This window comes from Micropruina sp. (assembly GCF_047606365.1).
In the GTDB taxonomy this organism is placed as follows: Bacteria; Actinomycetota; Actinomycetes; order Propionibacteriales; family Propionibacteriaceae; genus Micropruina.
In genome coordinates this window covers 1-19648 of sequence record NZ_JASGEN010000163.1, presented here as the reverse complement: position 1 = coordinate 19648, position 19648 = coordinate 1, and the positions used below count along the sequence as shown (strand labels likewise).

The 19648-nt window shown below is 68.1% G+C and carries 20 protein-coding genes and 1 tRNA gene; 12 read left to right on the top strand and 9 right to left on the bottom strand.

Going from position 1 to position 19648, the window contains the following annotated elements:
• Positions 1-48 precede the first annotated feature (48 nt).
• Positions 49-1737 (bottom strand): phosphoenolpyruvate--protein phosphotransferase, encoded by a 1689-nt coding sequence (ptsP, locus tag QM624_RS18280; protein ID WP_415094470.1) that lies wholly within the window; start codon positions 1735-1737, stop codon positions 49-51.
• A complete protein-coding gene (locus QM624_RS18275) occupies positions 1734-2003 on the bottom strand; it encodes an HPr family phosphocarrier protein (protein WP_298129862.1) in 270 nt (89 codons plus the stop codon). The genes ptsP and QM624_RS18275 overlap by 4 nt, the downstream gene beginning before the upstream one ends.
• 240 nt (positions 2004-2243) lie before the next feature.
• Here QM624_RS18275 and QM624_RS18270 point away from each other — a divergent pair, with 240 nt between their 5' ends.
• Positions 2244-3038 (top strand): LuxR C-terminal-related transcriptional regulator, encoded by a 795-nt coding sequence (locus QM624_RS18270; protein ID WP_415094468.1) that lies wholly within the window; start codon positions 2244-2246, stop codon positions 3036-3038.
• 27 nt (positions 3039-3065) lie between these two features.
• Here the strand turns inward: QM624_RS18270 and clpX are convergent, their stop codons facing one another.
• From clpX to QM624_RS18245, 5 genes are all read right to left on the bottom strand, one after another.
• A complete protein-coding gene (gene clpX, locus QM624_RS18265; protein WP_415094466.1) occupies positions 3066-4361 on the bottom strand; it encodes an ATP-dependent Clp protease ATP-binding subunit ClpX in 1296 nt (431 codons plus the stop codon).
• A 74-nt stretch (positions 4362-4435) separates the two neighbouring features.
• Positions 4436-5086, bottom strand: coding sequence for an ATP-dependent Clp protease proteolytic subunit (locus tag QM624_RS18260; RefSeq protein WP_415094464.1), 651 nt, complete (start codon positions 5084-5086; stop codon positions 4436-4438).
• An 8-nt stretch (positions 5087-5094) separates the two neighbouring features.
• A complete protein-coding gene (locus tag QM624_RS18255; protein WP_415094498.1) occupies positions 5095-5727 on the bottom strand; it encodes an ATP-dependent Clp protease proteolytic subunit in 633 nt (210 codons plus the stop codon).
• A 234-nt stretch (positions 5728-5961) separates the two neighbouring features.
• Positions 5962-7332, bottom strand: coding sequence for a trigger factor (gene tig / locus QM624_RS18250; RefSeq protein ID WP_415094462.1), 1371 nt, complete (start codon positions 7330-7332; stop codon positions 5962-5964).
• 48 nt (positions 7333-7380) lie between these two features.
• A tRNA-Gly gene (locus tag QM624_RS18245) sits at positions 7381-7451 on the bottom strand.
• A 134-nt stretch (positions 7452-7585) separates the two neighbouring features.
• Here QM624_RS18245 and QM624_RS18240 point away from each other — a divergent pair.
• The 3 genes from QM624_RS18240 to QM624_RS18230 all read left to right on the top strand — a co-directional run bounded on the left by QM624_RS18240 (position 7586) and on the right by QM624_RS18230 (position 9765).
• Positions 7586-8116 (top strand): GNAT family N-acetyltransferase, encoded by a 531-nt coding sequence (locus tag QM624_RS18240; RefSeq protein ID WP_415094460.1) that lies wholly within the window; start codon positions 7586-7588, stop codon positions 8114-8116.
• Between the two features lie 129 nt (positions 8117-8245).
• Positions 8246-8881: a carboxymuconolactone decarboxylase family protein gene (locus QM624_RS18235; protein ID WP_415094458.1), complete on the top strand. Its 636-nt coding sequence runs from the start codon at positions 8246-8248 to the stop codon at positions 8879-8881.
• On the top strand, positions 8878-9765 hold the full coding sequence (locus QM624_RS18230) for an RNA polymerase sigma-70 factor (protein WP_415094456.1): 888 nt from the start codon (positions 8878-8880) through the stop codon (positions 9763-9765). The genes QM624_RS18235 and QM624_RS18230 overlap by 4 nt, the downstream gene beginning before the upstream one ends.
• Here QM624_RS18230 and QM624_RS18225 read toward each other — a convergent pair.
• Entirely contained in the window at positions 9762-10253 is a 492-nt protein-coding gene (locus QM624_RS18225; RefSeq protein ID WP_415094454.1) for a MarR family winged helix-turn-helix transcriptional regulator, read from the bottom strand. The two genes, QM624_RS18230 and QM624_RS18225, sit on opposite strands and share 4 nt — an antisense overlap.
• Before the next feature lie 107 nt (positions 10254-10360).
• Between QM624_RS18225 and QM624_RS18220 the strand changes: the two genes are divergently transcribed.
• From QM624_RS18220 to QM624_RS18210, 3 genes are all read left to right on the top strand, one after another.
• Positions 10361-13990, top strand: a complete 3630-nt coding sequence (locus QM624_RS18220; RefSeq protein WP_415094452.1) for an efflux RND transporter permease subunit — start codon at positions 10361-10363, stop codon at positions 13988-13990.
• A 96-nt stretch (positions 13991-14086) separates the two neighbouring features.
• Positions 14087-14335 carry an AbrB/MazE/SpoVT family DNA-binding domain-containing protein gene (locus QM624_RS18215; RefSeq protein ID WP_415094450.1) on the top strand — a complete coding sequence of 83 codons (249 nt, stop codon included), beginning with the start codon at positions 14087-14089 and terminating at the stop codon, positions 14333-14335.
• Complete coding sequence (locus QM624_RS18210) at positions 14332-14733, top strand: PIN domain-containing protein (RefSeq protein ID WP_415094448.1); 402 nt, start codon at positions 14332-14334, stop codon at positions 14731-14733. Before QM624_RS18215 ends, QM624_RS18210 begins: the two co-directional genes overlap by 4 nt.
• Before the next feature lie 64 nt (positions 14734-14797).
• On the opposite strand, the gene QM624_RS18205 is transcribed toward QM624_RS18210, so the two are convergent.
• Positions 14798-15133, bottom strand: coding sequence for a carboxymuconolactone decarboxylase family protein (locus QM624_RS18205; protein WP_415094446.1), 336 nt, complete (start codon positions 15131-15133; stop codon positions 14798-14800).
• 147 nt (positions 15134-15280) lie between these two features.
• Here QM624_RS18205 and QM624_RS18200 point away from each other — a divergent pair, with 147 nt between their 5' ends.
• The 5 genes from QM624_RS18200 to QM624_RS18180 all read left to right on the top strand — a co-directional run.
• Positions 15281-16165 carry a helix-turn-helix transcriptional regulator gene (locus QM624_RS18200; RefSeq protein ID WP_415094444.1) on the top strand — a complete coding sequence of 295 codons (885 nt, stop codon included), beginning with the start codon at positions 15281-15283 and terminating at the stop codon, positions 16163-16165.
• 16 nt (positions 16166-16181) lie between these two features.
• Entirely contained in the window at positions 16182-16619 is a 438-nt protein-coding gene (locus QM624_RS18195) for a cupin domain-containing protein (RefSeq protein WP_415094442.1), read from the top strand.
• Positions 16616-17473 (top strand): aldo/keto reductase, encoded by an 858-nt coding sequence (locus tag QM624_RS18190; RefSeq protein ID WP_415094440.1) that lies wholly within the window; start codon positions 16616-16618, stop codon positions 17471-17473. Before QM624_RS18195 ends, QM624_RS18190 begins: the two co-directional genes overlap by 4 nt.
• Positions 17473-18855: an MFS transporter gene (locus tag QM624_RS18185; RefSeq protein WP_415094438.1), complete on the top strand. Its 1383-nt coding sequence runs from the start codon at positions 17473-17475 to the stop codon at positions 18853-18855. Before QM624_RS18190 ends, QM624_RS18185 begins: the two co-directional genes overlap by 1 nt.
• A 205-nt stretch (positions 18856-19060) precedes the next feature.
• Positions 19061-19648 (top strand): alcohol dehydrogenase catalytic domain-containing protein (locus QM624_RS18180; RefSeq protein ID WP_415094436.1); only part of this gene is annotated, 588 nt, incomplete at its 3' end.

Sequence of the window (19648 nt, the reverse complement as noted above, 5' to 3'; positions counted from 1 at the left end):
GGCCGGCAACCGTGATGGTTGCCGGCCCTCGCCGTGGTGTCTACCTGGTCACATCAGGTCGAGCATGATCGGGTCAGCCATGCTGAGCACGATCTCGCGCGCCTCCTTAGGACCGACGGACGCCCGCGCTGCGGCGGCCATCTGCTGGCACTGGGACAGGTCATGCAGCGCCAGCGCCGTCCGGACTGCCCGGACCTTGCTCGGCGCCATCGACAGGCTGGCCACGCCGAGACCGGCGAGCACCAGCGCCATCAGCGGGTCGCCGCCCGACTCACCACAAACGCCGACCGGGTGACCGGTCTTGGCGCCGCCGTCACAGGCGTAGTAGATGATGTCGAGCAGAGCCGGCTGCCACGGGTTCAGCAGCTCGGCCAGTTCGCCCTGCATGCGGTCGGCGGCCATCGTGTACTGACCGAGGTCGTTGGTGCCGAGGCTGGCGAAGTCGACCTCGCTGAGCACGTCGAACGAACGCAGCGCGGCAGCCGGAACCTCGATCATCACGCCGACCTTGGGCAGACCGACGGCGCGCACCTTCTCGGCGAACCAACGGGCTTCCTGCCGGGTGGCGATCATCGGCGCCATCACCCACAGCTGACCACCGGTGGCCTTGTAGGCGTTGGCCAGAGCCTGCAGCTGGTCGTCGAGCAGATCGGTCCGGACGGCACCGAGCCGGATGCCTCGGCGTCCGAGCGCCGGATTCTCCTCGTGGCCCAGGTCGGCGAACGCCAGCGGCTTGTCGGCACCGGCATCAAGGGTGCGGACGACGACCTTGCGGTCACCGAAGGCCTCCAGGATCTCGGTGTAGGTCGCGGTCTGCTCCTCCACCGTCGGTGCGGTGTCGCGGTCCAGGAACAGGAACTCGGACCGGAAAAGGCCCGAACCCTCGACGTCCTGAGCGGCGGCCTTGCGGGCGTCGTCGGCGGTGCCGATGTTGGCCAGCAGCTGGACCGGGTGTCCGTCCTTGGTCATGCCCTTGCCCGAGCCGGCAGCGAGTGCCTTCTCGCGGCGAGCCTTGCGGTCGGCCAACGCCTGCTGCTCAGCATCGCTCGGGTCGACGATGATCTCGCCGACGCCGCCGTCCAGGGCCACCGTCGTCCCGAAGTCCACATCGAGAATGCCGGTCGCCTGAACGATCGCCGGAATGCCCAGCTGGGCAGCCAGGATGGCGGTGTGGCTGGTCGGGCCGCCGGCCGAGGTGATGATGCCCAGGCAGGTGTCCACCGACAACGTGGCGGTCTCGGCCGGGGCCAGGTCGACCGCGGCCAGGATGCTGGGCTCGGTCAGGGTCGGGACGCCGGGCTCGGGCTGGCCGAGCAGCCGCGCCACCGTCCGGTCACGGACGTCACGCAGGTCGGTGACCCGCTCGGCCATGTAGCCGCCGAGCGACTCGAACATCGCGCAGTACTCATCAACCGCCGCCGAGACGGCGGTGGTGATGCCCTTGGTGCCGCTCTGCAGCTGGGTGTCGATCGCGCCGGCCAGGCCCGGGTCGCCGGCCATCATCGCGCCGGCCTCCAGGATCGGCTTGGCGTGCGCATCGGCGTTGGCGGCCTTCGCCAGATAGCCGTCCGCCACCGCCTTCAACGTGTCCCGCACCTGCGCGGACGCGGCCGCGGCGTCGGTGACCGCAGCCTCGCCCGCAGGCGGAGACGGCGGGGGGCTGACGATCACCAGCGGACCGACCGCGACACCCGCACTGACTCCGATACCGCTCAGGGTCGAGTGCAGACCACTCATTCGGCGTCCAGATCCCGCTCGAGGAGCGCAACCAGCGAATCGAGAGCGGCGTCGGCGCCGTCGCCCTCAGCGGAGAGGGTCACGACCTCGCCGTTCTTGGCACCGAGAGCCATCACGCCGAGAATGCTGCGAGCGTCGACCGGGTTGCCGCCGGCCTTGGCGATGGTCACCGGCAGACCGGTGGCGGTCGCGGCCTGGACGAAGATGGACGCGGGGCGGGCGTGCAGACCGACGGACGAACCGATCGCTACTTCACGGGTGGCCATGGAGAACTCCTTTGTACGTATGGCCCAGAGGACCTGGGTGATGACACGGCAAGGCTATCGGTTGCACAAGCCGGTCGCCGTCAATATAGGGCGGTCTGTTGAAGGCCATCAAGGTGAAGCTTCGGCAATGGGCACCGAGCTGCGGGATGGGCCCACAGTCTCTTGAGCGGCACTACGAGTTGTGCGACCGTATTTTCCGACGAAGCGGGCGCCTCTTGTCTCCGACGGGAGGAGCTGTCGATGGTTGATACATGTTTGATCGACCGAAGGGAAGCGCAGGTGATGCCGGAGGACACCCGGGTACGCGCGGCCGATCCGGCAGAAGTGTTGCTGGAGATGCTGTGCGACGCGATGCGCGTCCTCAACACCGGCGGCTCCGCCGACCAGGTGGTGTGCCGGCACCTCGCCCGCGGCCTGCGAGCCAGTACGGCTGTGACGTTCGCGCTGGCACCGGACAGTCAGATCCGCATGACCTGTGTGCAGCCCGAACTACAGTCCGCCCAGATTCTTGCCGAGGCATTGCTGCGTCGGCTCAATGCCGACGGCCCCGACCTGCGCACGGAGTACACCGAGGATTTCGGTCACATCGCCTCGCTGTGGATCCGGCCCGCTGACACCGGGAACGCCGACGAGGTGGGCCACGGGCGGGTGCTGGTCTACGTCCGCTCCGAGCCGTTCGACAGCGACGATCGACGGCTGCTCGAACGAGCCCGTGAGGCGTTGCTCGCGCTGTGGCCGCTCGGCGTCCGGACGGTGCGCGCCCAGCACGCCCGGGAGTGGGTGCAGGCCACCGTCGCCGAGGGCCACATGACCGACCGGGAACTGCAGGTGCTCGGGTTGTTGGCCGAGGGCCTGCTGGCCACCTCGATCGCCGCCCGATTGCAGCTGTCGCCCCGCACGGTGCACAAACACCTGGGGAACATCTACCGCAAGCTGGGCGTCCACGACCGCCTCGTCGCGGTCAGCCTGGCCAGGCTGCACGGCCTGGTGCAGACCTACCCGTCGAGCCCGAGCAGCCCGGAAATCGGCAACTGAACTCGCCGCGCCTTGCCGGCGGTGCGTTCAGGCGCTCTTCTCGCGGCGGTCGCTGCGCGCCACCTGTGCCCGCGAGACCAACGTCGGGGCGACCCCGTCGCGGACCACCTCGTCGGTGACCAGGACGCGCGCCACGTCGTCGTCGCTGGGCACGTGGTACATCACGTTGAGCAGGATCTCTTCCAGGATCGAGCGCAGGCCACGTGCCCCGATGCCCCGCTGCAGCGCCATGTCGGCGACCGCGGCGATCGCTTCGTCGGTGAACTGCAGGTCGACGCCGTCCATCTCGAACAGCTTGCGGAACTGCTTGATCAGCGCGTTCTTCGGCTCGACCAGGATGCGCACCAGTGCCTCGGCGTCGAGGGAGGCGACCGTGGAGATCATCGGCAACCGGCCGATGAACTCGGGGATCAACCCATAGCGGTGCAGGTCTTCGGGACGCACCTCTTCGAACGGGTTCGACGAGGCGGGCTTGCGGATCGCGGCGTCGTTGTTGAAGCCCAGCGGACGCTTGCCGACCCGGGCGTTGATGATCTCTTCCAGGCCGGCGAAGGCGCCACCGACGATGAACAGGATGTTCGTGGTGTCGATCTGGATGAAGTCCTGATGCGGATGCTTGCGGCCACCCTGCGGCGGCACGGACGCGGTGGTGCCCTCGAGGATCTTCAGCAGCGCCTGCTGGACGCCCTCGCCGGACACGTCGCGGGTGATCGACGGGTTCTCGCTCTTGCGGGCCACCTTGTCGATCTCGTCGATGTAGATGATGCCGGTCTCGGCCTTCTTGACGTCGAAATCGGCGGCCTGGATCAGCTTGAGCAGGATGTTCTCGACGTCTTCGCCGACATAACCCGCCTCGGTCAGTGCCGTCGCGTCGGCCATCGCGAACGGCACGTTGAGCATTCGGGCCAGGGTTTGGGCGAGGTAGGTCTTGCCGCAGCCGGTGGGGCCGATCAGCAGGATGTTCGACTTGCCGAGCTCAACCGACTCTTCCTCGGCGGCACGCCGTCCGGACGGGTTGGCGGCCTGCGCCTGGACGCGCTTGTAGTGGTTGTAGACGGCGACGCTGAGGGCCTTCTTGGCCACCTCCTGGCCGATCACGTAGGAGTCGAGGAAGGAGCAGATCTCGCGCGGCTTGGGCAGGTCGTCGAGCAGCCCGACGTCCGCAGCCTCGGAGAACTCCTCTTCGATGATCTCGTTGCACAGGTCGATGCACTCGTCGCAGATGTACACACCCGGACCAGCGATCAGTTTCTTGACCTGCTTCTGGCTCTTTCCGCAGAACGAGCACTTGAGCAGTTCGGAGGTCTCCCCGATTCGAGCCACGCCGCCCCTCCTTCCCGTGAGGGCCACACTAGCCCGCCGGGCCGCTTCCGCAAGGAGGCGGCCCGGCGCGGCAGTTAGGCCTCGGCGTCCTTGAGTGAGGTGAGGATGGCGTCCACGATGCCGTACTCGACGGCCTCCTCAGCGGTCAGGTACTTGTCGCGCTCGATGTCGCGGGAGATCTTGTCGACCTCCTGGCCGGTGGACTCGGCGAGCATGCCCTCCATCAGCGACCGGATCCGCAGGATCTCGCGGGCCTGGATCTCCAGGTCGGAGGACTGCCCGTAGCCGCCCTCGGTGGCCGGCTGGTGGATCAGGATGCGGCTGTTCGGCAGCGCCAGCCGCTTGCCCTTGGTGCCGGCGGCGAGCAGCACGGCGGCGGCCGAGGCGGCCTGGCCCAGGCACACGGTCTGCACGTCGGGCTTGATGTAGCGCATCGTGTCGTAGATCGCGGTGAGCGCCGTGAACGAGCCGCCGGGGCTGTTGATGTAGATGCTGATCGGACGCTCGGGATCCATCGACTGCAGGCAGAGCAGCTGGGCCATCACCGCGTTGGCGATGTCGTCGCTGATCGGGGTGCCGAGGAAGATGATCCGGTCTTCGAACAGCTTGGTGTAGGGATCGACGCGCCGGACGCCGTAGCTGGTGCGTTCCTCCCACTGCGGAATGTAGTAGTCCATCGACGGGCCGGCCGGAGCCAGGCCACCGGGCAGAGCGGGCGTGGTCATGACGGTCCTCACTGGTTCGGAGAGTTCGAGCTGATCTGGGCGGCGCGCTCATAGACGTGGTCGATGAACCCGTATTCCAGCGCCTGCTCGGCGGTGAACCAGCGGTCGCGATCGGAGTCGGCCTCGATCTGCTCGACGCTCTGGCCGGTGTGCTCGGCGATCAGCCCCGACATCGTCTTCTTGATGTGCAGCGACTGCTCGGCCTGAATGCGGATGTCGGACGCGGTGCCGCCCAGACCGCCGGACGGCTGGTGCATCATGATGCGGCTGTGCGGCAGCGCGAACCGCTTGCCCTTGGCGCCGGCGCTGAGCAGGAACTGCCCCATCGACGCCGCCAGGCCCATGGCCACCGTCGCCACGTCGTTGCTGATCCATTGCATCGTGTCGTAGATCGCCATGCCGGAGTCGACCGAGCCGCCCGGCGAGTTGATGTACAGATAGATGTCGGAGTTGGGGTCTTCGGCGTTCAGCAGCAGCATCTGCGCGCAGATGGCGTTGGCATTCTCGTCGCGGACCTCGGAGCCGAGGAAGATGATCCGGTTCGCCAGCAGAGACTGGTACACGGAGTCATTGATTCCGGCGGGGCTGAGGCCGGCCGCGGCCCGCAACGGTGCGGCGGCCGAGGGTGGCAGTGGTCGCATGTCGTTCACGCTGCGAACCTATCCAACGGCACTGACAAAACTAAGGTCATCCCGCGACTGTTCGCTGACGGCAGACCGCGCGTCCCACCCGCGGGTGACCGGAGGAACCGCCCCGATCGAAGCGGAAGTGGAACGAAAAGAACCGTCCCCTCGTGCCAGACCCACCACCCGAAGGTCGTCCGAAACGCCGACGGGCCCCGCGCAGCTGCGCGGGGCCCGTCGGGTGAATCAGGGTCAGGCTTCGGCCGGAGCTTCTGCCTCTTCGTCGGCGTCGGCTTCCGGAGCGGCCGGGGCGACCTCGACGGTGGCGCCGTCAGTGTCGGTGACCGTGGCCTGCGCCAGGATCAGGCCGAGCGCCTTGTTGCGGCGGATCTCCTGCATCCACGCCGACATGTGGTTGTGCTCCATCATGTGCTGCAGTTCCTGCTCGGGGGTCGAGCCGGACGACTGCGCCTTGCGCACGATCAGGTCGGTCAGCTCATGCTGCTCGACACCCACCTCGTGCTCGTCGGCGATCGCGTCGAGCAGGATCTGCGCCCGCAGGCTCTGCTCGGCGCGCGAGTCGACGACGGCCCAGAATGCCTCGGGGCTGTCCGCCTCTTCGTCCTCAGCGGTCTCCAGGTAGCGCTCCAGGGTCAGCCCGGCGCCCTTCAACTGCTCCTCGACCTGGCTGTGCCGGGCCTCCAGCTCGGCGGCCAGCAGCTTGGCGGGCAGCTCGAACTCGACCTGCCCGACGAGGTCTTCCAGCACCTTGTCGCGGGCGTTGTTGAGCTGCTCGGCGCGCAGCATCTGCTCGACACCGGTGGTCAGGTCGGCACGCATCTCTTCGACAGTGTCGAACTCGGACACCAGCTGGGCGAACTCGTCGTCCAGGTCGGGCAGCTGCTGCTCGGACACCTTCGACACGGTGACGTGGATGTCGGCGGGCTCGCCGGTCAGCGGGCCGCCGACCAGGGTCGAGCTGAAGTCGGCGGACTCCCCCGCCGACAGGCCGGTGACGGCCTCGTCCAGGCCGTCCAGCATGCCGCCGGACCCGATCTTGTAGGTGATGCCCTCAGCGGTCGCGTCGGCCAGCGCCTCACCGTCACGGGTGCCGGCCAGGTCGATGGTGACCACGTCACCCTCGGCGGCGGGGCGGTCGACCTCGGTGGTGGTGGCGAACCGCTCGCGCATCATCTCGATGCGGCTGTCCACCTCGGACTCCAGGTCGGCCAGCACGTCCACCGTGACCGCGAGGCTGTCGAAGCCCGGCAGGGTCAGTTCGGGACGGACGTCGACCTCGGCGACGAACTCGACCAGGTCACCGTCCTCGAGCTTGGTGATCTCGACCTCGGGATCGCCCAGCGGGACCAGCTTGTTGGCGTCGACGGCTTCGCCGTAGGCGGTCGGCAGCGCGGCGTTGATCGCCTCCTGCAGGACGACGCCGCGGCCGAACCGCTGGTCGATCACCGCCGACGGCACCTTGCCCTTACGGAAGCCCGGAATGGTGACGCTCTGGGCGATCTCGCGGTAGGCCTTGGTCAGGTGAGGCTGCAGGTCGGCGAAGGGAATCTCGACGGTCAGCTTCGCCCGGGACGGGCTGAGTTGCTCGACGGTGCTGGGCAACGTGGTGCTCCTGTGGTCGGTGGTATTTCCAGTGCGGTCATGAACCGGAGCGGATGACGGGAATCGAACCCGCATGACCAGCTTGGAAGGCTGGGGCTCTGCCATTGAGCTACATCCGCAAGGAGCACCAGCCTAGCGGTCACCATGTGCTGGTTCATAAACCGCCTCGTCCGGTGGCCTTGGACGAGGCGGACGCGCACCCAGGTTCGGACCGCTCGACGACGGTTTGCCGGGCGGCGTAGCGTCGGTGAATGTGAACGATCCGGAGCTACGACGCCTGCGTGTCGAAGATGCCCCGGACGTGCTGGCCGCCTTCGCCGGGGCGTCCGATATGGCCCGGCAGGGCGAGGTGACGGACCTGCGCAGCGCGATGACCTACGTCGAGGGGCTCACCGAACTCGCGGGCCCGCATCTGGCGTTCGCGGTGGTGTTCCAGGGCCGGGTGGTGGGTGTGGTCGGGGTGACCGTCGACAGCGGGAACCGCAACGGCTGGTTCTGGTACTGGATGCACGCCGCGTTCCGCGGCCGGGGCTGGACGTCACGCGCGGCCGCCACGATCGCCGACTGGGCGCTCGGTGAGGGTGGCCTGCACCGGCTCGAACTCGGGCATCGGGTGAACAACCCCGCCTCGGGATCGGTGGCCAGGGCCGCCGGGTTCGTCCAGGAAGGCCTTGAGCGCAGCAAGCTGCTGATCGACGGTGAGCGCCTGGACGTCGTCGCCTATAGCCGGTTGCCGGGCGATCCGCTGCCGGTCGTTCCGCGGCTGCGGCTGACGGCCGACTGAGGCGCGCGGCAGGGGTCTCGACAAGCTCGACCAGCGGGAAGCGAGCCCGACCGACGGGGTCTCGACGAGCTCGATCAACAGATTTGGCTGAATGTGTCACATCGGTCGGGCCGGCGGTGTCCCATGGGTATGAGCACCACACATCACACCGTTCAGCCACCCGTCGCCGTCACCCCGGGCCTCGGTACCGAGTGGCAGGCCCGACAGAAGCTCGCCCGGGTATCCATCGATCCGCCGCCGGGACCGTTCGGCAAGCTGCTGACCTGGGTCGCGCGCCGGATGTACGGCCAGCCGCTGGACAACGCCAACGCCATGGCGCGCAACCGCCGCGTGCTGTTCGCCACCTTCGCCTACGAGCGCCGGGTGGCGAAATTCAACCGACTCGATCCCGGGCTCCGGGCCCTGGCGACGATGGCTGCCGCCGCCGAGATCGGCTGCGCCTGGTGCATCGACTTCGGCTACCACCTGGCCCACGACGAAGGCATCGACCTGGCCAAGCTGGCGGCGATCCCGACCTGGCGGGAGGCCGACAACCTCACCGAGCTGGAGAAGCAGGTGGTCGAGTTCGCCGTCGCCGCCACCCGGACGCCGTCCGAGGTCAACGATCAGCTGGTCGCCCGGCTGCGGACCGCACTCGGTGAGGCGGCCCTGATCGAGCTGGCCATGATCGTCGCCATCGAGAACCAGCGGTCGCGGTTCAACTCGGCGCTCGGCCTGGTCTCCCAGGGCTTCTCGGCGAGCTGTCAACTACCGTCGAGCGAATGAACGAGGACGTCGCGGTCTTCGACCGGCACCGGTCGCTGCTGTTCACGCTCGCCTACGAACTGCTCGGCTCGGTGGCGGACGCCGAGGACATGGTGCAGGAGACCTATCTGCGCTGGCAGGGCCGTCCGGACGGCCCGGTGGAGAACCCGCGGGCCTACCTGGCCCAAGTGGTCACCCGGCTGTCGCTGAACCGGCTGCGCACGCTGGCTCGCCGGCGTGAGGACTACGTCGGGCCCTGGCTGCCGGAACCGTTGCTGACCTCGCCCGACATCGCCGACGACGTGGTGCTGGCCGATTCGGTCTCGCTCGCCCTGCTGGTCGTGCTGGAATCGCTCGGCCCCAAGGAACGTGCGGTGTTCGTGTTGCGCGAGGTGTTCGGCTACAGCCACGACGAGATCGCCCGGGCCATCGGCAGCACCGCGGTCGCCGTCCGGCAGGTGGCGCATCGGGCCCGCCAGCACGTCGAAGCCCGCCGGCCGCGGTTCGCCACGGACGAGGCGACCGCCGAACGGGTACGAACCGAGTTCACCCACACCGCACTGACCGGCGACCTGCAGGGCCTGATGGACGTGCTGGCGCCCGACGTGGTGCTGCTCTCCGACGGCGGCGGCCTGGTCAGCTCGGCACGCCGTCCGATTCAGGGCGCCGATCCGGTGGCGCGGTTCCTGCTCGGCATCATCGCGAAGGCGGGCGACGGCGCGATCGCCTCCCAGCTGGAACCTGCCCTCGTCAACGGGTGGCCGGGGTGGCTCACCCGCGCCGGCGAGCAGGTGACGTCCGCCATTCAGGTGGTGGTCACCGACGGCCGCATCACTCAGATCCTGATGGTCAACAATCCGGAGAAGTTGGATGCGCTCACCGGCGCACGCCGGCTGAGCCGCTAGCTCGAGGTCTCAGCGGCACGTTCCGCCACCCGGTCGAGGGCGACGAGCATCGTCCGGGCGCTCTGGCAGAGCACCTCCAGTTCGTCGACGGACAGCACCTGCAGCACGACGCCCAGCATCCGCTCGAACATCGAGTCCATCTGGCGCATCAGGTCGCGGCCCGCCTCGGTCGGGTGCAGCCGCCGGATCCGCCGATCGTCGGCATCGTCGGTGCGGGCGATCAGGCCCTTCTCGACCAGGCGCTCCACCAGGCCGCTCGCGGTCGGCGCGCTCACCCCCAGCAGCCCACCCAGCTCGTTGCCGGAGATGCCCGGGCGTCGGACAACCTGTCCCAGCACCCGGAACTGTTGCATGGTGAGGTCCGGAGGGGGCGGCATCGGCCCGACCATGCCGATCGCCCGGTCGTGGACCTGCATGTTCAGCTCGATCAGGTCGGCGGCCAGCGCTGCCCGCTCCGGGTCGAGTCCGAACGACTGGGGTGAGCGCACCAGGAATCGCTTTCGTCCGTACGAATAGTTAGAGCTATGCTAACCGACGTGGCCGGCTGCGGTCACCCGTTCCGCCCGGGTTCCCGGGAGCCGACGAAGGGGAATCCGTGCTCCGCCTGACCAAGCTCAGCCTCGCCCATCGCACCGTGGTGTTGCTGCTCAGCCTGCTCACCATCGGCCTGGGGGTCTACTCGACCACGGCACTGAAACAGGAACTGATCCCGTCCATCGACGTGCCCCAGGGCAGCGTGGTGACGGTCTACGCCGGCGCCGCTCCCGACGTCGTGGAGGCGCAGGTCTCCAAGCCGATCGAGAGCGCGGTGAAGGCCGTGGACGGCGTCACCGACGTCACCTCGACGAGCTCCAGCGGCATCTCCCAGGTCTCGGTGCAGTGGGACTACGGGCTGTCCGCCGACGATATGGCCAACAAGCTGCGCAGCGCGATCGATTCGATCGGCGCCACCCTGCCGAGCGACGTCGACCCCCGGGTGATGACCGGCGGCACCGACGACATCCCGGTGGTCCTGCTCGCCCTCTCCTCCGACCAGGACCTGGACACGCTGTCCCAGCACGTGACCGACACGGTTGTGCCCGAGCTGAAGGGCCTGGCCGGCGTCCGCGATGTGGCGGTTTCGGGCAAGGAGGAGCACGAGGTCGTCATCACCTACAAGCAGTCGCAGCTGGAGAAGTACGGCGTCGACCCCACCACCATCGGCCAGATGTTCGCCGCGAACTCCACCGCGATCCCGTCCGGCACGATGCGCACCGACACCGCCAACATCGACGTGCAGACCGGCAAGACCTACTCGACCCCGGAACAGATCGCCAACCTGATGGTGCAGGGCACCGACGGCCCGGTGCGGCTCAGCAAGCTGGCCACAGTCAAGGAGCAGCCGGTCGAGAAGACCAGCATCTCCCGGGTGGACGGCCGCACCTCACTCACCCTGTCGGTCACCAAGACCCCGGACGCCAACACGGTCACCGTCGCCCACGAGATCAGCAACAAGCTCCCCGATCTGGAACGCGCCCTGGGCAACAACGCCCGCTTCGTCACCGTCTTCGACCAGGCCCCCTACATCGAGCAGTCCGTGCACGACCTGACCGTCGAGGGCGGCATCGGCCTGGCCATGGCGGTCTTCGTCATCCTGCTGTTCCTGCGTTCGCTGCGGCCCACGCTGATCACCGCGATCTCGATCCCGCTGTCGCTGCTGATCGCCCTGATCGGGCTCTGGGTCGGCGGATTCACCCTGAACATCCTCACCCTGGCCGCCCTGACGGTGGCCATCGGACGGGTGGTGGACGACTCGATCGTGGTGATCGAGAACATCAAACGACACCAGAGTTGCGGCGAGTTCGGACGCCGGTCGATCACCAACGCGGTCCGTGAGGTGGCCGGCGCGGTCACCTCGTCGACGCTGACCACGGTCGCGGTGTTCCTGCCGATCGGACTGGTCGGCGGGCAGGCCGGCGAGATCTTCCGTCCGTTCGCCGTCGCCGCCGTGGTCGCGCTGCTCGCCTCGCTGGTGGTGTCGCTGACCGTCATCCCGGTCTTCGCGTCCTGGTTCATGAAGCCCACCGCCAAGCAGCAGCGGCGGTCCGCGGCGGAGGCCCAGGCAGCAGAGGAGAAGGACACCTGGCTGCAGAAGGGCTACCTGCCGGTGCTGAACTGGAGCCTGGCCCACCGCTGGATCACCCTGCTGATCGCGTTGGGCATCTTCGCCGGCACCCTCGCGCTGGTGCCCCGACTGAAGACCGACTTCATCGGCAGCATGGGCAGCGAGAGCCTGGCGATCACCCAGGAACTGCCCTCAGGCACCAGCCTCGAACAGACCGATCAGGCCGCCAAGGAGATCGAGCAACTGCTGAGCAACGATCCCGACGTGCAGACCTACTCGACCACCATCGGCGGCGCCTCCTCGACGGTGTTCCTGGCAGCGCCCACCGACACCAACAAGGCCAGCTTCACCGTGCCGCTCAAGGCGGATGCCACCGCAGCGGTGACCGCCGACCGGCTGCGCAAGGAGATCGCCGATCTCGGCTCGGGCGTCGGAACCGTGGAGGTCTCGATCGGCACCGGGAACGAGGCCACCAGCGTCGTGGTCTACGTCGAGAGTTCCGATCCCGACCAGCTGCAGGCCGCCAACGACAAGGTGGCGGCGATGATGGAGGGCGTCGCGGGGGTGACCAATGTCACCAGCGACCTGGCTGACGCCCGCGACATGCTGGCGGTCACCGTGAACGACTCGAAGGCGGCCGACCTGGGCATGACCCAGGCCTCGATCGGGCAGGCCGTCGCCCGCTCCGTGCGCGGCCAGCTGATCGGCACCCTGGCTCAGGGCGACACCACCCTGAACGTCTACCTGCGCTCGCAGAAGCCGGTGCAGAGCATCGGCGAACTCCGCGGGATCAAGCTGCCGGTCACCCAGGTGATGAACGGGAACGCCAAATCGGACGCCGCCGACAAGGTGCAGGCCCGCTCGGACAAGCTGGCCGCCGACTCGAAGCGGGACGCCACCAAGGCCTACAACGACCAGGTGGCCGAGATGAAGAAGAGCCGCCGGCAGGCCACCAAGGCCCAGGCCAATCTGACCAAGCAGCTGAACAGCGCGAAGAAGAACCTGTCGTCACTGCAGAAGCAGCTGGCGACCGCGCAGAGGCAGCTGGCGACGATCTGCCCCACCGATCCCGCCAACCCGATCTGCGCTCCCCTGCCGGCCACCATCTACGGCCTCACCCAGCAGGTGTCGGGAGCGGCGGCCCAGGTCGCCCAGATCGGCGCCGCCCAGACCCAGGCCAAGTCGGGCGTGAAGCAGATCGACCAGCAGCTGGACGCCGCATCCGAGCAGCGGACGAAGTCGCTGGAGGCCCAGGCCAAGCAGGAGTCGATTCAGGACGCCAGCAAGGCCGCCGCCGATGCCACCGCCGACCCCGTCCGGCTCGATCAGGTGGCGAAGGTGAAGCTGGTGCAGGCGCCGTCGACGATCACCCGGGTGAACGGCATCCGTGCCGCGACCATCTCGGGCAGCTCGGAGTCCTCCGACCTGGGCGCCACCACGGCAGCGATCACCGCCGGCATCGCCTCGCTCGACCTGCCGCAGGGCGTCACCGTGCGGATCGGCGGCGTCTCGCAGCAGCAGTCGGAGTCGTTCGCCCAGCTCGGGCTGGCGATGGTGGTCGCGGTGGCCGTGGTGTACCTGATCATGGTGGCCACCTTCGGCTCGCTGCTGCAGCCGATGATCCTGCTGGTGTCGATTCCGTTCGCCGCCACCGGCGCGCTCGGATTGTCGTTGATCACCGACACCGCCCTGGGCATCCCGAGCATGATCGGCCTGCTGATGCTGATCGGCATCGTGGTGACCAACGCGATCGTGCTGATCGACCTGATCAACCAGAAACGGAAATCGGGCTCGAACATCGAACAGTCGATCGCCGCCGGCGCGCGATTGCGCGTCCGGCCGATCGTGATGACCGCCTTGGCGACCATCTTCGCTCTGGTGCCGATGGCGCTGGGCCTGACCGGTGGCGGCGTGTTCATCTCCAAGCCGCTGGCGATCGTGGTGATCGGCGGTCTGGTGTCGTCCACCCTGCTGACGCTGATCCTGGTTCCGGTGCTCTACGACCTGCTGGAGAACTGGCGGCAGAACGGACGGAACAAGCGCCAGGCCCGCAGGGTCGCCCGCGACAGCCGGGACGTGCCGGGCGACGAGGCGTCCGCGCAAGCGGCGGCGCAGGGCTGAAACAGCGATCGGGATCGGGCACCGTCAGAGGTGCCCGATCCCGATGTTTCGGATGCGGGCGACTATCCTTACTTGAGGGATTGGGTAAGGAGAGAGATGGACGTCGCTGCGAAATTGACCTCAAAGGGTCAGGTGACCGTGCCGAAGAGCGTGCGCGATGCACTCGGCGTGAAGGCCGGGGACGAGGTCGTGTTTCGGGTCACCGGGAATTATGCGGTGCTGAGCAGGACGGCTGACTTTCTCGAACTGGCAGGATCAGTCGAAGTGCCGGCGACGCTGCGGAATGTGGCCTGGGACGAGATCGTTCGCCGAGTGAGGAATGACCGGGCGGCCACCCGGCGATGATCGCTTTCGTCGATACCAACATTCTGGTCCGTCACTTGACCGCCCACCCGCCCGACCAGGCACAGCGAGCAACCGGTTTTCTGGCCGCCGGCCATCAACTGATGCTTGCTGACCTGGTCGTCGCCGAAACGATCTACGTTCTCGAGTCGTTCTATCGCGTGCCACGGGGCCAGGTCGCCGAGGCCATTCGTGCACTCATCGCTTTCCCTTCCATGGTGTGCGTTGACCCCGCGCTCCTGCTGCGGGCCGTCGAGGTCTACGAGGTCGACCGGTTGGACTTCGCCGAGGCCTATCTCGTGGCCTGTGCCGAGACCACGGGGGTCGGGAACGTTGCCTCATTCGACCGGACCATCGACCGGGTCACCTCGGTACAACGAGTCGAGCCACCCGCGAGTTGACGCTCTGTCCACCGATCCCGCCGATCGCCGGTTGGGGGCTTGGCGAGATTCACCTTCCAGAGCTTCAGCCCTGACTCTCGATGATGTTCCTCAGGACCGTGGTGGCACCCATGCCGTTGGGCCATCCCGCGTAGAACGCGAGGTGCAGCAGCGCCTCTTTGAGCTCGTCGTCGGTGACCCCGTTCTGACGGGCGAAGGCGAGGTGGAACTGGAGCTGGTCCAGCTTGCCCATGGCGGTCAGCGCGGCGATGGTGACCAGGCTGCGGTCCCGCTTGGACAGCCCCTCGCGCTCCCACACTTCGTCGAACAGCACCCGATCGGTGTAGTGCACCATGCCGGGTGCGAAGTCGCCGAAGGCGTTCTTGCCGCCGCTCCAGCCGGTCTCCGCGTGCTCACTCATCGCCGATGTCCTTCCGTGTCCTCAGGGGGTCTTGACGTCCCCGCGCCTTCCAGGAAAGCGCGGATCCCGCGGGATCGGGAGTCTCTGTCGAAAGGTGTACCGACAGGGAGTCGCACCCGGGGCGTGGCAGGTCGTAGCGTCGGTGCCATGGACACCCGTCACGAGGTGCGCGACTTCCTGATCAGCCGGCGCGCCAGGCTCAGCCCCGAGCAGGCCGGGCTGCCGGCGGGCGGCAATCGGCGCGTCCCGGGGCTGCGGCGCAGCGAGGTCGCCGCACTGGCCGACGTCAGCGTCGAGTACTACGCCAAGCTCGAGCGCGGGCAGCTCGCCGGCGCTTCCGACGGCGTCCTGGACGCGATCGCCCGCGCCCTGCAATTGGACGACGCCGAGCGAGAGCACCTCTTCGACCTGGCCCGGGCCGCCGGTCATGCGCCACCGGTGGTGCGACGCCGGACGCCGCGGCGTTGGGCCGTCCGACCGGGTCTGCAGCAGGCACTGGACGCCATCACCGGCGGCCCCGCCTTCGTCCGCAACGGCCGGATGGACATCCTGGCCACCAATCCGCTGGGCCGCGCCTTCTACGACCACGTGCTCGACGGCCCCGGCCGCGGCAACCTGGCCAGGTTCCAGTTCCTCGACGAACGCTCCCGGGACTTCTACCCCGAGTGGGACGCCGCCGCCGACGTCACCGTCGCCATCCTGCGCACCGGCGCCGGGCGCGACCCGCACGACCGGCGGTTGCACGACCTGGTCGGCGAGCTCAGCACGCTCAGCGATTCGTTCCGTCTCCGCTGGGGTGCGCACAACGTCCGCCGGCACGGTGCCGGCACCAAACTCTTCCACCACCATCTGGTCGGCGACCTGACGCTGACCTACGAGGGCCTGGAGCTGACCGCGGAACCGGGCCTGTCGTTCCTGATCTACACCGCCGATCCCGGCTCGGACAGCCAGCAGCGGCTGGACCTGCTGGCCAGCTGGGCGGCGAGCCAGCCGGCGGCCGACCCGGCCGTCACCACCGATCTCAACCAGTGACAACCAAGGAGTCAGCATGAACCGCCCTCACGAGTTCGAGCAGATCTTCCCGCTCGGCGAGCCGAACGACGCCTTCGCGGCGTACTTCACCGGACGGAGCTACCTCGCGCCGCTGGCCTCCGGCAGTGTGCCGGTCAGCAACGTCTCCTTCGAGCCGGGCTGCCGCAACAACTGGCACATCCACCACGGCAGCGACGGCGGAGGCGACCAGATTCTGATCTGCACCGCCGGTAGCGGCTGGTACCAGGCCGAAGGCGAAGAGGTGGTCAGCATGGAGCCCGGAGCGGTCATCCGGGTGCCTGCCGGCACCAAACACTGGCACGGCGCGAAGGCCGATTCATGGTTCTCGCACCTTGCCTTCATCACCCCAGGCACGAAAGTCAGCAACGAATGGCTCGAACCCGTCACCGACGCCGAGTACGGAACGCTGCCGAAGAACGGAGACCACGCATGAGCATCTTCAGCGAGAACTACACCCTGTCCAACGGTGTGCCGATCCCCAAGCTGGGACTCGGCACCTGGTTCATCGATGACGCGTTGGCCGCGGATGCGGTCAAGTCCGCGATCCAGATCGGCTACCGCAACATCGACACCGCACAGGCGTACGGCAACGAACGCGGCGTCGGAGAGGGCGTCCGGAACTGTGGCGTCGCCCGCGCGGAGCTTTTCGTCTCCACCAAACTCGCCGCCGAGATCAAGGACTACGAGCAGGCCGCCGCCGCGATCGACGGGTCTCTCGAGAAGCTGGGCCTGGACTACGTCGACCTGATGCTGATCCACGCCCCGCAGCCCTGGGACAACTTCCGCGGCGGCGACTACTCCGAAGGAAATCTCGCCGCGTGGCGGGCGTTCGAAGATGCCCACCGGGCGGGAAAGCTCCGATCGATCGGCGTCTCCAACTTCCTGGAGGCCGACCTGGAGAACATTCTCGGCAACAGCAGCATTGCACCCCATGCCAACCAGATCCTGGTGCACGCCGGCAACACCCCGTCCGAGCTGATCGCCTACTGCCAGGCGAAGAACATCGTGGTCGAGGCCTATTCGCCGATCGCGCACGGCGAGATCCTCAGGAACGAACGCGTAGCGGCCATCGCCGCGAGCTACGGCGTATCCGTGCCGCAGCTCTGCATTCGCTACACCCTCCAACTCGGCACCGTGTCGTTGCCCAAGACCGGCAACCCCGACCACATGCGCACCAACGCCCAGGTCGACTTCGTCATCTCCGACGACGACATGGACGCCCTGCGCAACCTGGACGGCAAGGACTACGGCGAGCACGCCGCGTTCCCCGTCTACAGCGGCAAGTAGTGAGCGTTCCTAGCCAGGGGCAGACCGACCCAGCGCCTGATTCGGGCAGCGGCGCGACCCTGATCCTGGCGTCGTTGGGCTTCTTCCTGATCACCCTCGATGTCAGCATCGTGAACCTCGCGCTGCCGAGCATCGGCCGGAGCCTCGGCGGTGGCACCAGCACCCAGCAGTGGGTGCTCGACGGCTACACGCTGTTCTTCGCCGCGCTGCTGCTGTGCCTCGGGAACCTCTCCGACCGGATCGGCGCGAAGCGCGCCTACGTGCTCGGCATCGCGCTGTTCGGCGTCGCCTCGTTGCTGTGCGCGGTCGCGCCGTCGGTGGTGGCGCTGATCGTGGCGCGCTGCCTGCAGGGAATGACCGCCGCGCTGATGCTGCCCCCCTCGATGACCCTGATCCGGGAAGCGTTTCCCGAAGTCAGAAGTCGTGCCAAGGCGCTCGGCGTATGGGCCGCGGGCGGCGCAGTCGCCTCCGCGGCAGGGCCGGTGCTGGGCGGGGTGCTGTCCGGCTGGGACTGGCGGCTGATCTTCGCCGTGAACGTGCCGGTCTGCGCCGGCATGCTGGCGCTCGCCCTGCGGGTTCGGCGTTCGCCGCGCGCCGCCGTCCCGTTCGACTGGGCCGGCCAAGTGCTGGCCCTGGTGGCGCTCGGTTCGATCATCTATGCGTTGATCGAGGGCGGCGTGATCGGCTACGCAGACCCGATGATCGTCGGCTTGCTGGTCCTGGGTGTAGCGGCTCTGGCGGCATTCATCTGGGTGCAGGCGCGCGTCGCGCATCCGATGATGCCGCTCGACCTGTTCCGCAGCGGCGCCATGCGGGTCGCGATGTTCGGTGGATTCACCTTCATCTTCGCCTGGTTCGGCAGCGTCTTCGTCGCCAGCCTGTATCTGCAGCAGCAGCTGCACCTGGCGCCGGCGCTGGCCGGCCTGGTGTTCCTGCCCAGCGCCGTCCTGGCCTTCTTCGGCAACCTGTTCAGCGGGCCGCTCGCTAACCGGTTCGGCCCGCGTTTCCCGGTCGTCCTGGGCATGACATCGCTCGTCGTCGGGCTGGGCGCCCTGGCGCTCCTCGCTCCGTCGGGTTCGGTGATCGCGGCCGGGATCTGCCTGATCCTGATCGGCTGCGGTGGATCGGTGGCCATGCCTCCGCTGGCCGGCGTCGTCCTCGAATACGCCCCGGACGGCCAGGCCGGGGTGGCCAGCGCCGTGTCGAACACTTTCCGGCAGATCGGTGGCGCACTCGCAGTCGCCCTGTTCGGCGTCCTCGTCGCCTCCGACGTCGGCTTCCTGGTGGGCATGCAGCTCAGCCTGGGCGTCGGCGCCCTCCTCGCGCTGGTCTGCCTGGTCGTCAGCACCACCCTTGCCGGCGCACGGCGGTCGGCTCGGTAGCGACGTAGCGATGCTGGGTGAGGCGATCTGGTACGCCGGGGACGGTTCTTTTCGTTCCATCAGCGCCGAAAGCGGTACGAAAAGAACCGTCCCTCCGTACCACGCCGGCCGGGAATACAGCTTGCTGTGAGACCGTCCCGACGAGTTCTGAAAGGAGCCCTGTCAGTACCTTCCAGACCGGCCCTTGATGTAGTGAGCTAGAGCCATGTACGGAGCAGTCATTCACGCAGCCGGCGACGTCCGCTTCGAAGAGCGCGCCGATCCCGAGATCCTCGAACCCACGGACGCCGTGGTGCGCACCGTCGCCGCCTGCGTCTGCGGGTCGGACCTGTGGCGCTACCGGGGCATTGCGCCGGTGCCCAAGCCGACACCGATCGGGCACGAGTTCTGCGGCGTCGTCGAACAGGTCGGTGACGCGGTCACCACCGTCAAGCCGGGCGACTTCGTGGTCGGCGGGTTCAATCCCGGCGACAACACCTGCCCGGTGTGCCGCAAAAGTGCCCAGGCGAACTGCCTCAACGGCGCTCACTACGCCGGATGCCAGGCAGAGAAGATCCGGATCCCGTTCGCCGACGGCACGCTCGTGGTCACCCCCGGCGTCCCGACCGAGGCGCAACTGCCGGCGATTCTGACCCTCTCGGACGTGATGTGCACCGGCTGGCACGCGGCAGTCAGCGCCGGCGTCGGGCCGGACACCAGCGTCGCGGTGGTCGGCGACGGCGCGGTCGGGCTGTGTGCCGTCCTGGCCGCCGCGCAGCTTGGGGCGCCGACGATCATCGCGATGAGCCGGCAC

What these genes read in the sequence shown, in the direction of transcription:
- QM624_RS18215 (WP_415094450.1), top strand. Translation starts at nt 14,087, where the DNA reads ATGGACGTCGCTGCGAAATTGACCTCAAAGGGTCAGGTGACCGTGCCG.
- QM624_RS18235 (WP_415094458.1), top strand. Translation starts at nt 8,246, where the DNA reads ATGAGCACCACACATCACACCGTTCAGCCACCCGTCGCCGTCACCCCG.
- QM624_RS18260 (WP_415094464.1), bottom strand. Translation starts at nt 5,086, where the DNA reads ATGACCACGCCCGCTCTGCCCGGTGGCCTGGCTCCGGCCGGCCCGTCG.
- QM624_RS18275 (WP_298129862.1), bottom strand. Translation starts at nt 2,003, where the DNA reads ATGGCCACCCGTGAAGTAGCGATCGGTTCGTCCGTCGGTCTGCACGCC.
- ptsP (WP_415094470.1), bottom strand. Translation starts at nt 1,737, where the DNA reads ATGAGTGGTCTGCACTCGACCCTGAGCGGTATCGGAGTCAGTGCGGGT.
- QM624_RS18210 (WP_415094448.1), top strand. Translation starts at nt 14,332, where the DNA reads ATGATCGCTTTCGTCGATACCAACATTCTGGTCCGTCACTTGACCGCC.
- QM624_RS18270 (WP_415094468.1), top strand. Translation starts at nt 2,244, where the DNA reads ATGGTTGATACATGTTTGATCGACCGAAGGGAAGCGCAGGTGATGCCG.
- QM624_RS18195 (WP_415094442.1), top strand. Translation starts at nt 16,182, where the DNA reads ATGAACCGCCCTCACGAGTTCGAGCAGATCTTCCCGCTCGGCGAGCCG.
- QM624_RS18255 (WP_415094498.1), bottom strand. Translation starts at nt 5,727, where the DNA reads ATGCGACCACTGCCACCCTCGGCCGCCGCACCGTTGCGGGCCGCGGCC.
- QM624_RS18200 (WP_415094444.1), top strand. Translation starts at nt 15,281, where the DNA reads ATGGACACCCGTCACGAGGTGCGCGACTTCCTGATCAGCCGGCGCGCC.
- QM624_RS18205 (WP_415094446.1), bottom strand. Translation starts at nt 15,133, where the DNA reads ATGAGTGAGCACGCGGAGACCGGCTGGAGCGGCGGCAAGAACGCCTTC.
- QM624_RS18230 (WP_415094456.1), top strand. Translation starts at nt 8,878, where the DNA reads ATGAACGAGGACGTCGCGGTCTTCGACCGGCACCGGTCGCTGCTGTTC.
- QM624_RS18190 (WP_415094440.1), top strand. Translation starts at nt 16,616, where the DNA reads ATGAGCATCTTCAGCGAGAACTACACCCTGTCCAACGGTGTGCCGATC.